The sequence below is a fragment of the Leptotrichia wadei genome, from assembly GCF_007990445.1.
Lineage (GTDB): Bacteria > Fusobacteriota > Fusobacteriia > Fusobacteriales > Leptotrichiaceae > Leptotrichia > Leptotrichia wadei_A.
In genome coordinates, this window is record NZ_AP019841.1 from 1,264,792 (window position 1) to 1,276,552 (window position 11,761).

At 31.2% G+C, this 11,761-nt stretch carries 12 protein-coding genes and 1 riboswitch; all 12 genes read right to left on the reverse strand.

The window, feature by feature from the left end:
• Window positions 1–21 precede the first annotated feature (21 nt).
• The 12 genes from FVE74_RS06000 to FVE74_RS11780 all read right to left on the reverse strand — a co-directional run bounded on the left by FVE74_RS06000 (window position 22) and on the right by FVE74_RS11780 (window position 11,735).
• A complete protein-coding gene (locus tag FVE74_RS06000; RefSeq protein ID WP_147003682.1) occupies window positions 22–771 on the reverse strand; it encodes a glycosyltransferase family 2 protein in 750 nt (249 codons plus the stop codon).
• A gap of 24 nt (window positions 772–795) precedes the next feature.
• Complete coding sequence (locus FVE74_RS06005; protein WP_147003683.1) at window positions 796–1,776, reverse strand: Gfo/Idh/MocA family protein; 981 nt, start codon at window positions 1,774–1,776, stop codon at window positions 796–798.
• A 109-nt stretch (window positions 1,777–1,885) separates the two neighbouring features.
• The gene (locus FVE74_RS06010) at window positions 1,886–2,155 is read right to left on the reverse strand and encodes a GNAT family N-acetyltransferase (protein ID WP_147003684.1); all 270 of its coding nucleotides are present in this window, start codon (window positions 2,153–2,155) and stop codon (window positions 1,886–1,888) included.
• Window positions 2,156–2,225: 70 nt separating this feature from the next.
• Complete coding sequence (locus tag FVE74_RS06015; protein ID WP_147003685.1) at window positions 2,226–2,984, reverse strand: ABC transporter ATP-binding protein; 759 nt, start codon at window positions 2,982–2,984, stop codon at window positions 2,226–2,228.
• Between the two features lie 160 nt (window positions 2,985–3,144).
• The gene (locus FVE74_RS06020; protein WP_147003686.1) at window positions 3,145–4,119 is read right to left on the reverse strand and encodes an ABC transporter substrate-binding protein; all 975 of its coding nucleotides are present in this window, start codon (window positions 4,117–4,119) and stop codon (window positions 3,145–3,147) included.
• A gap of 48 nt (window positions 4,120–4,167) precedes the next feature.
• Window positions 4,168–4,923, reverse strand: coding sequence for an ABC transporter permease (locus FVE74_RS06025; RefSeq protein WP_147003687.1), 756 nt, complete (start codon window positions 4,921–4,923; stop codon window positions 4,168–4,170).
• Window positions 4,895–5,206, reverse strand: coding sequence for a thiamine-binding protein (locus tag FVE74_RS06030; RefSeq protein WP_018449940.1), 312 nt, complete (start codon window positions 5,204–5,206; stop codon window positions 4,895–4,897). Before FVE74_RS06030 ends, FVE74_RS06025 begins: the two co-directional genes overlap by 29 nt.
• 164 nt (window positions 5,207–5,370) lie before the next feature.
• A riboswitch (TPP riboswitch) is annotated at window positions 5,371–5,460 on the reverse strand.
• Window positions 5,461–5,464: 4 nt separating this feature from the next.
• Window positions 5,465–6,103 carry an EexN family lipoprotein gene (locus FVE74_RS06035; protein ID WP_147003688.1) on the reverse strand — a complete coding sequence of 213 codons (639 nt, stop codon included), beginning with the start codon at window positions 6,101–6,103 and terminating at the stop codon, window positions 5,465–5,467.
• Window positions 6,104–6,163: 60 nt separating this feature from the next.
• Entirely contained in the window at window positions 6,164–6,814 is a 651-nt protein-coding gene (tpx, locus tag FVE74_RS06040) for a thiol peroxidase (protein WP_147003689.1), read from the reverse strand.
• Window positions 6,815–6,914: 100 nt separating this feature from the next.
• Window positions 6,915–8,345: a nicotinate phosphoribosyltransferase gene (locus FVE74_RS06045; protein WP_147003690.1), complete on the reverse strand. Its 1,431-nt coding sequence runs from the start codon at window positions 8,343–8,345 to the stop codon at window positions 6,915–6,917.
• A gap of 326 nt (window positions 8,346–8,671) precedes the next feature.
• Complete coding sequence (locus FVE74_RS06050) at window positions 8,672–10,879, reverse strand: ATP-dependent helicase (protein WP_147003691.1); 2,208 nt, start codon at window positions 10,877–10,879, stop codon at window positions 8,672–8,674.
• Window positions 10,880–10,934: 55 nt separating this feature from the next.
• Window positions 10,935–11,735 carry a hypothetical protein gene (locus tag FVE74_RS11780; protein WP_197735176.1) on the reverse strand — a complete coding sequence of 267 codons (801 nt, stop codon included), beginning with the start codon at window positions 11,733–11,735 and terminating at the stop codon, window positions 10,935–10,937.
• Between the last annotated feature and the right edge of the window lie 26 nt (window positions 11,736–11,761).

Consider the following 11,761-nt stretch of genomic DNA (forward strand, 5'->3'; position numbering starts at 1 on the left):
TCCCTTTTTTCATTTATAAATTTATTTACTTTTCAATACCGCTCTAACTGCATAGTGCATAAAATAATAGATTGATTTTAAAAGCGGTAATTTTTCAATTTTTCGGTAAATTTCCCAACGCACTTTCGCTGTTTTAACTTTATTGCTTGAACGTGAATTATCAAGCACTCGATAATATGCCAAATTTTCCTTTAATCCATAAATTGTTTTCACATCCTTCACAATTTCCAGCCAAAGTACATAATCTTCATTTTTTTCAAGTTCTTTAAAATACCGCTTCCCAATTTTTTCCACATCATACATAACTGTCAGGCATCCCAAATAGTTATTCTTTAACATATCCGTATAGGAAATTTCAGGTTTTATAATAACTTCATTTATTTTTTCACCATTTTCCCTAACCCTCGTATATTCCGTACAACTGATGCTTGCATTTTTTTCCTTCATAAATTTTATCTGCTTTTCCAACTTTTCACTATGCCAATAATCATCAGAATCTAAAAATGCAATATATTTTCCGCTAGCCAATTCAATCAGAAAATTTCTTCCCTTTACTACTCCCACATTTTTTTCAGTACTTACAATTTTTATTCTTTTATCCTTTTTCACAAATTCACTTACAACTGCAAGACTGTTATCTGTTGAAACATCGTTCATAATAAGCATTTCCCAATTTTCATAAGTCTGTGAAAGTACCGATTCTATTGTTTTTCCAATAAATTTTTCTGCATTATACATTGGCACAATTATTGAAACTTTTTCTTTTTCCATTTTCTCTCCTAATTTTAAGATTTTCTAGTCCTGTGGAAACTTAATCCCTGCCTCAATTCTAGCCTTTGTCTGCACTTCACTTACCAGCAGACTTTTTTCCAACTGTTTATAGCAAAATTCCAAGTCATTTTCATTTACTGCACGAATAAACGCCTTAAATTCAGGTACAACTCTGTCCTTTGAAAATCCATCATCAAAGCTTTCTGTCGTTCCATCATACAGTTTTAACGTAACTTTTCCAACAAGTCCTGGAGCTTCTTCACTTATAATTTTTCCTTTGCTTCCCTGAATTACGCCTATTCTCTCACCTTCACTATCTTTTGCACATACACACATAGCATTAAAGTTTTCATACTCCATCATAAGAACTCCGCTTGTATCAATCTTTCTCTCAAGATTTGCATAATATTTCACATTTTCAGGCTTTCCAAAAAGTCCTAAAACATAATGTAAATTATAAAGTCCTAAATCCATCAATGCTCCACCAGCTTTTTTCGGATCAAATACAGGCAGAATTTCTCCTCTCTTAAAAGCGTCATATCTGCTGGAATACTGGCTATACTGGCTTTGAACAAGTTTCACATCTCCAATTTTCCCAATCCAGCCTTTTATTTTTTTATAATTTTCAAAATAAAGTGTCGTTATTGCTTCAAATAAAAACAGTTTTTTCTCTTTTGCCAAACCTGATAATTTTTCAGCTTCCTTATAATTAGTTGTCATCGGCTTTTCAACAATAACATTCAGCCCTTTTTCAAGCGCTTTTTTACAAAATTCAAAATGCAGGAAATTTGGAACAGCAATATAAACAGTATCAATTCCAAATTCACAAAGTTCATCAAAATCATCTGTAAAGTTTGGAATCCCATATTTTATGCAAATTTCCTCAACTTTGCCAATACTTGCCTTTGTCCCTTGCATACCCATAATTTCCAGCCCTTCCAGCTTCACAAGGCTAGGCAAGAACTCCTGAACAATCATCCCTGATCCAACAATTCCCAGTTTCATAAAAAATCCCTTCTTTCTTCATATTTTACTTGAAACTTATTCTTTTATTCTAATAAATAAATTTATTTTAAAATATTTTTTTCAATTCCAAATCTGCATAATCCCTAAATTATGCCTTTAAATCATCGTACTTCCCGCTTTCAAATTTTTTCACAATATAACTGCAAACTGGCACAATTTTATAATTATTCTCTCTTGCATATTTTACACCTGCTTCAAATAATTTCCCTGCGATTCCTTGTCCTCTTAATTCAGGTGAAACTACAGTTGACTCAAAAAATAATTTTTCTCCTTCTTTTCTGTAAGTTAATTTTGCAAGTTCATCTCCATTTTCTCCAAAGATGAAAAATCCTTCATTTACTACATGTCTTATTTCCATTTTTCAAACTTCCTTTCAATATTTTATTCTATTATATAGTAAAATCGTTTCAAAATCAAATTTAAAAAATTTACAAATATTTCAATATCTCACGCTTATATTTAATAAATTTTTCAGACATTATAACTTCTTCATTATTATAGCCTTTGTTCTGACTATTTTTCAAGTCAACATTTATTTGTGCAACAATTTTACCTGGACTTCCTGCCAAAATATAAATTCTATCGGAAAGCAGTATCGCCTCATCAATATCATGGGTAATAAACAAAGTTGACATCTTAATTTTTTTCATTATATTTAAATACCAGCCGTGAATTTTATTCTTCGTTATTGCATCCAATGCACTGAAAGGCTCATCAAGAAGAGCAACTTTTCCGGAAGACAGATACGTTCTAAGTAAAGCCGCCCTTTGTCTCATCCCCCCCGACAGCTTGCTTGGATACAAATTTTCCGTACCCTCCAGACCAAAATCCTTAAAATATGGCTTTGCAATTTCTCGTGCCTTTTTTTTATTTTCACCTTTTATAACAAGCGGAAGCGCTACATTGTCAATAATTCTCTTATGCGGCAGAAGCAAATCCTTTTGCAGCATATAACTTACTTTCCCGCATTTTCCATTTATATTCTCTCCATCCATTTCCACGTTTCCGCCATCAGGCTTTAAAAGTCCTGCAATAATGTTAAACAACGTTGTTTTCCCAGCACCACTCACTCCTAGAATACAAACCAGCTCATTTTCATACAAATCAATTGAAACATTTTCCAAAACTTTTTTATTTTCAAAAGAAATGGAAATATCTTTTATTTCCAGCTTTTTGTCTTTCTTCACTTAATATCTCCTTAATATAACATATTTTAATCATTTATAAAAGTGTAAAAATTCCAATAAATACAATATTTTTAAATTTTCAGCTTTATTATTTTTCTTGGCTTTCTGACAAGGGGTTAAGACCCCTTGCTATTATAAATATTCTTATTAGTCAAATTTTCTATTTCAAATACTTGTTGCTATATCCAAAATCCTTTGGTATTTCACGTTCTACAGCCTTATTTTTGTAAAGCCATTCATAAAATCTGTTCCAACGGTTTCCGTCAATTATTCCCCATTCCTTTGCATCAGATTGATATTCTTTAGAAATCCATTTTTGGCTTGCTGTTACCAAGTTTATGTCAAGTTCTGGAGAATTTTTTACCAAAATCTTTGCTGATTCCTCTGGATTTTTCATTGCATATTCATACCCTTTTTTTATTGCTTTTAAAACTTTTTTTGCAATTTCAGGATTCTTTTTCAGAAAGTCATTATTTGCGATAATTACTGGGCTATAGTAATCAAGTTCTTTAGCATAGTCTCGTATTTTTAGAAAATTTGTCTGAAGCCCTGCTCTTTCTGTAGCAATTCCATCCCACGCATAATAAACCCAGACAGCATCAACATCAGTCTTTAAGCCAGTTACAACATCTGTTATAGTATAAGGAATCAATTTTACTTTAGAAAAATCTCCTTTATCATCTGTTACTAATTTTTTTAAAATGGCTTGCTCAATATTGTCTTCCCAAGTGGCATATTTTTTACCTTCCAGTTTTTTAGGCGAATCAATGCCTTTTTCCTTTAATGAAATAATTCCAGATGTATTATGCTGAAGAATTGCTGCAACAGCTGTCACTGGCACAGGACTCTCCTTTGCAAATGATTTTGCCAACGTATCCTGAAAACTTATTCCAAATTCTGCCCCTCCAGCTCCGATAAGTGCAGTTGTACTACCTTCAGGCGGCTGTACAATTTCCACATTCAGTCCTTCCTCCTTGAAATATCCTAGGTCTTTTGCCACATAAAGCCCCGTATGATTAGTGTTTGGCACCCAGTCCAGTACAATTTTTACTTTCTGATTATTTTTAGATTTCCCACACGAAACAGCCAAAATCAAGATTAAACATAAAATTAAAATTTTTGAAATTTTTTTCATTTTTTATACCTCTCTTTATTTTTATTTTGAATTTTTTTATTTAAAAATTTACTTTTCCCAAACCATGCACCATTTCTGTATTTTTTTTACAAGATACATAAGCAGCAAACTTATTGCAGAGATAAGAAAAATTACTGCAAACATTTTATCAAATGAATACGATTTTCTCACTCTTGTCATATAAACTCCAAGTCCACTAAATCCACCAAGCCATTCAGCCACAACTGCCCCGATTATAGAATATGAAACTGAAATTCTAAGCCCTGCGAAAAAATATCCTAATGAGCCTGGCAATTTAACATGAACAAAGTTCTGAAATGGTGTTGCTCCCATTGTTTTTAACAAATTTAACATATCCTTGTCAGCCGAACGAAATCCATCCAGAAGCCCAATAGTAATCGGGAAAAACGAAGTCATAACAATAAGAGTAATTTTCGGCAATATTCCATATCCCAGCCAAAGTACCAAAAGCGGTGCAATAGCAACCGTCGGAATTGTCTGCGTAATCACCAAAACAGGATAAATCATTTTATACGCATATTCAAACCTATCCATAACAACCGCCACAACAAATCCTAGAACTATTCCCAATCCAAGTCCCAAAAACGCTTCAATAAGTGTAATTTTTGTATGTTCCATAAGCAACGGAAAATCCGAAACAAACGCTTTTACAACTTCAAATGGCGACGGCAACATAAATTTTGGAATAATATTCACCATTGACAAAATTTGCCAAATTATCAGCAATACAGCAATAATAATACTTGGTGCAATTTTATCTGTTATATTTTGAAATTTTTTCATCAATCTTTAAAATATCTCCCTTCGGTTTATAATTTATTTTCACATAAGACATTACACCTTCAGCCCCTGCCTTCACAGCCACAATCTGACATTCCTTCACAATTTCCATAAGTTCGTCAAAATCTCCTTCTATCGTCGTTTCAAATGGAGCAACATTCATTTTTAACCCTTTACTTTTAATAAATTCAATAACTTCATCAACAACTCTTACAATTTCCTCATTTCCCACAACATTTGGCAATACCTGAATTGCAATACTTGCATTAATCTCTGTTCTTTCCATAATTTATAATTCCTTTCCTTAAATTTATATTTTTTTATTTGAAATTTTTTCGTATAAAAAAATCCCCTTGTTACAAGGAGATTCTATATTTTTATAATTCAAAAAGATAATATCAAATAACTTTAAAATTAAAATTATTTCATTTTTTATTTTAAATTATTTTTTATTTTATATAAAATACTCCCTCCGACAGCATTATCTGTACAGGTTATATGGGTTTAATTCTCAGCAAAACTGCTCCCCAGTATTTTTTATTTATTATTGTTCTATGTTTACATCTGCAAGATCTGAATATAATTCTTTCAAAATTAATTTAGTTTTTTCATCAATATTTACTAAATACCATTTATTTTTATCTTCAAATGCCAAAGTCTTTTGATTTAATTCCATTTTTTTGCCTTGAGCTGAAATTATACTTTTTGTTGGTATAACAGCATAATTTCTTCCAGCAGTTGTCTGCCCTGTCTTTACGTTTTGCATATTATATTCAAATTTTTCAAATTTTACTTTCTTCGAAACTTCCTTTAACAGTTGCAATGTCATTTCTTTAGCCTTTTGCGGTGTTGTAGATAGATGTTTAGCTTCCCAGTCCCAAAGTTTTTCAGGTGCACTTTCCATACTTGAACTTGCATTTCCTGCTAACACATCCTTTGAAATTTCATCTACTTTTTTAGAAACTTCAGGCTTCACTTTATTCCACCATTCCTGTGCTAGCTCACCTTGTGCCTGCTCCACATTTTTACAAATTTTCTCGTCTTGTTTTTGTTTACATTTTATAACAGTCTCTTTTAAGAGCTTGTCATCTTTTTTTAAATTTTTTACGCTGTACTTATTTTCACATGCCGTAAAAATCATCGCTGAAGCTGAAATTAGAAGTAATAATTTTATTTTTTTCATTTTTCCTCCAAAAAGTTTGTTTTAATTAATTATACCTCATTTTTTCAAATTTTCAAAATTTTATTTTTTTATTAAATTATTTTTTAAAAATTTTAACGCTTTGTCAATATTTGCCTCTTTCCCTTCTTCAGGCACATATTCAATATATTTTACATTATTATTTTCATCCACTATTACCAACGCTCTTGTCAACAGTCCTTTTTCCTTTACAAAAAATCCATTCTGAATACCAAATTGATGATATTTAAAGTCAGAAACTGCTTTTAATCCGTTAATTTCATTGGCTGTACAGAATCTTTCCTGTGCAAATGGAGTATCAACAGTTACCGAGTAAAATTTTACATTTGGATAAGTTTTTGCAGCTTCATTTAACTGTTTTGTCTGCAATGAACAAACTTTTGTATCAAGCGATGGTGCTGTATAGATTACTTTTATATTTTTATCTTCAAAAATATTTTTTTCTTCCAATTTCGTATTTATAACTAAAGGCACTTCCTTTATTTTATCTCCAACTTTTAATTCATTTCCAACAATTGTTACAGGAACTTTTCCCATTGTGATTTTTAAATTATTATCAGTTTTCAAAGTGTCTAAGTATTGTGCATATTCGGCATTTTGTCCCGCCTGTCCCATTTCACTTTGTGTTTTGGGCTTATTTCCACAGGCAGCTAAAACTACTGCAGCTACTCCTAATAATAATATTTTTTTCATTTATTTCCTTCTTTCGTAATTTTATCTATTGCTTTTAAAAATCTAAATTGTATAATTTTTGCAATTTTAATTTAAACTATTTTTATCTAATTTATTATTTTTATTTTGATACTTCTCTGATTAAACTCGGATTATATAATAAATCTTCATTTTTTCTAACTTCTTCAAAAGTATATGTTTTCAAAATTTTTCCATTTTCAAAAACACATTCCATTACGGAATCTTCATGATATTGATTTTCAGGCAAATCTGAAATATTTACTGTTTCAAATTCTCCATTTTTATTTTTTATCAAGTCAAGACGTCCTTTTTTACTGACTTTTCCTTTATCTGTAACAGGATTTTTGTAAACATCTCTAACTTCATTTCCAATTTTTATACAGCTGCATTTCATGGCAAATTTATGAGTATCCCTGTTAATGCTAGATTTTTCATTTCCTTGCAAAAGTGATCCTCCACAGCCCAAAGTAACATTTTCAGCAGAATATTTATTATCTTTTAAAGATTTATAAATATCCCAGATTGTATCTTCATTAATTCCATCACCTTGTAAAATACGAACTTTGTTAATTACTTTATATCCTTTGGAGTTTATAGTATAGCCAAAATTCTTTTCCAGACTTTCAAGTGCAAATAGAATATTTGTAATTGCATCCCCGCTATCTGGACGTATTGTAACCATTCCATCTCTTGACAATATTTTTTCTCGTAGATCTTTTCCAATAATATTTTCTACCGCATTAAAAAAATTATAGCTGTCAAGAACGATTGAAACAATTCCTTTTGGAAATTTATCAAGCATGTTTTCGTATGCTTCCTTTTCATATTTCTGAGTCCACGAAGTCATTGTACTGTGTTCAGAAGCAGGCACACTGAAAGCTGCTATTTTTTCATTATAATATTTACGAGCAAAGACAAGTGCATTTAAGGTATCCGTTCCATAAAAATTTGTAAGATGAGCCATTCCGCCAATTCCAGCACTTTCCTCGCTGGAAACGCCACGATAACCAAAATCATGCAATTTAAACTTCAACTCTGCTTCCACATTGTCACTTGTTTCTTCCAAAAAGTGTTTTATAATCTGTTTTGCCTTGTATGAAAATGTGGCAACGGTAATTGGATACCATACTTTTAACAGCAATGTTTCCACCCAGCCCACAATCCAAGGCACATTTTTGTCAGTTGATTCAACTGTAACCAGCACATTATGATTTTTTACAACGCTGCCTTCTGGCACGGTTCTAATTCTAAGTGGCAACTTCCCATCCAACTTTTCTACGATATATCTCCATCCTTCTTCAAAAAATGGCAATCCATGTAATTCACAAATTTCCTTGGCTTCATCTATCATTTCATTTGTAATTCTTTTTGTCAAATACTCCATTAAGTAATATTGCAGTCCAAAAAATTTTACATATCCGTATAAACCCCCACGACTCTCGATATAATCGTGCATATACGTCATATTTTCTGGATATTGAAATGGATGAGTAATTTTATATGAATCTGTTGATAATATTAAATTTTTCATTTTATTTTGTATGATAATTACAAATTATGTAAAAATCATACTCTCCTTCCCTATACTCTTTTAGCCGTTTATAAAAGTATAAAAATTTTACCAAATACAGTATTTTAAAATTTTTAGCTTTATTATTTTCTACATCTTTGACAAGGAAATAAAAATTCTTATTGTTATAGACACTGCTGGTAGTTAATCTTTAGTACCTTTAAGTCACCATATACTTTTAATTTGTATAATCAATTATAACCCTTTATCCTTTGAAAATATATTAAAAATACAGTAAAACCTCTTTGAATAAAGTAAAAAGGCTTTTACTGTGATAATACTATTTTTTATTTTTCCAAAATTTTATCCGCCAACACCAATGCTATTTTTTTCTCACCAATCATAAATTCCACAATCATACTTTTCATATCCACTTTTTTTATTTTCCCACGTCCAAATTTCTTGTGATTAACCACATCTCCAACTTTATATTTAGAATTCACATTTGAAGTTATTTGAGAATTACTTAATTTTTTACCAAAAGTTCCTAATTTATCCTTAGAAAATGGATTAAAGTTTTCTATTTTCGGTGTAAAACTTCTTGGAACTGAAGATTGCCTTTTTAAACTTCCGTATTTTCCACCCACATACTCTAGATTATCTTGCTTCATTTCGTAGATAAATCTGGATGGACGACGTAAATTGTCATCTTTTCCCCAAATTTTTCTTGATGAAGAATAGGAAATAAACAGTTCTTTTTTAGCACGAGTTATCGCCACATAGCAAAGTCTCCGCTCTTCTTCCAGCTCTTCTTCAGGAGCATCGAAAGAAATTGACGGAAACAGCCCATCTTCCATTCCTGCAAGAAATACATAATCAAATTCCAGTCCTTTTGAACTGTGAATTGTCATAAGTTTTACATAATTTTCATCTTCTTCCATTTCATCAGTCGTCGAACTTAACGAAATCATATCAAGATATTCATTTAAGGACATACTTGGATTTTGCTTTTCAATTTCAGTAATACTGTTTAACAATTCCTCAATATTTCTGACCCTGTCTTCCTTGTTGTCTTCAATTGAGTCAATATAACGTGTTCTTATAAGAATTTCATCAAATATTTCCTTAATTGACATTTCTTCAAGACTTGAGTAAATGCCTTGCATTAAATTGTAAAATTCCTTTAATGCCAGTTTTGTAGCTGCTCTTACAGGAATTTCATCAATGTAGTGAAGCGCTTCAAGCATCGAGATATTTTTTTCATTTGCCACTTCCTGTATTTTTTCAAGCGTCTTTTCTCCAACAGAACGTTTTGGAACGTTAATTATACGATAAAAATTATGATTATCATTTTTATTATTTAAAAGGCTTAAATATGCCAAAATATCCTTTATTTCCTTACGTTGAAAGAACTGCATCCCACCGTAAATTTTGTAAGGAATGTTTGCAGACAGCAGTTTTTCCTCCAAAACTCTTGATTGTGCGTTCGTTCTGTACAAAATCGTCATATCCTTGTAATCGGCACCATCTCTTTTCTTTTTCTTCATCTCTGTCACAATGAAATCTGCTTCATCATAAACAGTCATTGCATTATAAATTTTGATTTTTTCTCCATCAGAGCCATCTGTCCAAAGTGTTTTTCCTTTTGAACTTTTATTATTTTTAATAAGCTCGTTGGCTGTATCCAGTATTTTCTTTGTAGAACGGTAATTTCTTTCCAGTTTTACCGTAAATGCTTCCTTGTAATCCCTCTCAAAATTCAGTATATTATTAATATTTGCCCCACGAAATGCATAAATACTCTGATCTTCATCTCCCACAACACAAATATTTCTATACTTGGCCGCAATTAAATTTATCATTTCATACTGGATATCATTAGTATCCTGATACTCATCCACCACAATATATCTATATCTTTCCTGTATTTTTTCCAGCACAAAAGCATCATCCAGCAGCTTTCTCGCATTTAAAAGCAAATCTGAAAAATCCATCGCATTATTTGCCTTCAAAACTTCATTATATTTCTGATAAATCTCGCCAAAAAGCCTATTTGCAGGAATTCTCATATCAATTTCCCGCTCCAGCTCCTTAATCCCTACACCCTGCTCCTTCAATTTACTAATCTTATTTGCAAGTTTTCCTGGCTGAATACCATCACTATCCTTAATTCCCATTTCTTTTTTTATTTTTGTAATAATCGACTTCTGGTCATCTACATCATAAATATTAAAATTCCGTCCATACCCAATTCTCTCAGAATAAGTTTTAAGCAATCTCACCGAAAACGAGTGAAACGTAGAAACAACAAGATTATTCGCCTCATGCCCAATAAGAGCCGCAGCCCTCTCCTTCATCTCCCTTGCCGCCTTATTCGTAAAAGTAAGTGCCAGAATATTAAGTGGCGAAATTCCTATCTCTTTTACCATATGTGCAATTCTATAGGTAACTGTCCGTGTTTTCCCGCTTCCCGCTCCAGCCAGTATCAATACAGGCCCTTCTATTTTTTCTGCAGCTTTTCTCTGCTCCTTATTTAGTTCATCTAAAATACTCATATTTCTCCTTTTTTCATTATCACTTTCTGTTCAACTTTTTTATATATTTTTTATTTTAATCAATTCTATTATATTCCATCGCTCCAGGATCTTTACCAACTTTTTCAGCCCAATCCATTGAATCTGTTTTTAATTCACCTGTTTTCTTATTTACTTGATAACTGAATAATCGTGGCGCTACACTTGGATCTCCACCACATTTTTCATTATCACTGCGAATATCAAAATAATAATAATTTTCATCTTGTCCATCTGAAGCCATTATACAATTAACATTAGCTAAATTATGTTTAATTATTGATTTTTTCACTAATTGATATGCTTCCGCTGAATTGCCTATTAACTTAATTTTGGCATTTTTTTGTTTTCTTATATTTCCATCAGAAACTAAATCACTTTCTAAAACAATTTTCCATTCACCATTAATTTTTTCAAATACTAAATATGATGGATAATCTTTTATTCCTTCCTTTGTCGTAACTTCCTTCACAAACTCTGCTTTTACTTGTCTATCTGATATTTTTTCCACTTCAATATTGCCCTTTAAAACCTGTCCATAAACTGGATTTTTCTCAAAAAATTTCTTTTGATCCCTAATATAATAATCCTTTGATACTGTTGTCTGATAATATTCAATTTTATCTGCCAATATTTTTTCTAAAGTATCAAAATCTCCATTACTAGAAGCTTTATTCCAAATATTTACCATTTCCTTAATTTCATCTTCCGTTGTTTTAGTTTCTAATTGGACATTGGGAATACGATTTTTTTTATTTATATTTCCAGTTCCCTGGCTTTTCTTCCCACAAGCAATTACACAAAAACAAAACAAAATAACAATCAATAATTTTTTCATCCTCAAATTTTCTCCTTTAAATTTTA

What these genes read in the sequence shown, in the direction of transcription:
- FVE74_RS06000 (WP_147003682.1), bottom strand. Translation starts at nt 771, where the DNA reads ATGGAAAAAGAAAAAGTTTCAATAATTGTGCCAATGTATAATGCAGAA.
- FVE74_RS06005 (WP_147003683.1), bottom strand. Translation starts at nt 1,776, where the DNA reads ATGAAACTGGGAATTGTTGGATCAGGGATGATTGTTCAGGAGTTCTTG.
- FVE74_RS06010 (WP_147003684.1), bottom strand. Translation starts at nt 2,155, where the DNA reads ATGGAAATAAGACATGTAGTAAATGAAGGATTTTTCATCTTTGGAGAA.
- FVE74_RS06020 (WP_147003686.1), bottom strand. Translation starts at nt 4,119, where the DNA reads ATGAAAAAAATTTCAAAAATTTTAATTTTATGTTTAATCTTGATTTTG.
- FVE74_RS06025 (WP_147003687.1), bottom strand. Translation starts at nt 4,923, where the DNA reads ATGAAAAAATTTCAAAATATAACAGATAAAATTGCACCAAGTATTATT.
- FVE74_RS06030 (WP_018449940.1), bottom strand. Translation starts at nt 5,206, where the DNA reads ATGGAAAGAACAGAGATTAATGCAAGTATTGCAATTCAGGTATTGCCA.
- FVE74_RS06035 (WP_147003688.1), bottom strand. Translation starts at nt 6,103, where the DNA reads ATGAAAAAAATAAAATTATTACTTCTAATTTCAGCTTCAGCGATGATT.
- tpx (WP_147003689.1), bottom strand. Translation starts at nt 6,814, where the DNA reads ATGAAAAAAATATTATTATTAGGAGTAGCTGCAGTAGTTTTAGCTGCC.
- FVE74_RS06045 (WP_147003690.1), bottom strand. Translation starts at nt 8,345, where the DNA reads ATGAAAAATTTAATATTATCAACAGATTCATATAAAATTACTCATCCA.
- FVE74_RS06050 (WP_147003691.1), bottom strand. Translation starts at nt 10,879, where the DNA reads ATGAGTATTTTAGATGAACTAAATAAGGAGCAGAGAAAAGCTGCAGAA.
- FVE74_RS11780 (WP_197735176.1), bottom strand. Translation starts at nt 11,735, where the DNA reads ATGAAAAAATTATTGATTGTTATTTTGTTTTGTTTTTGTGTAATTGCT.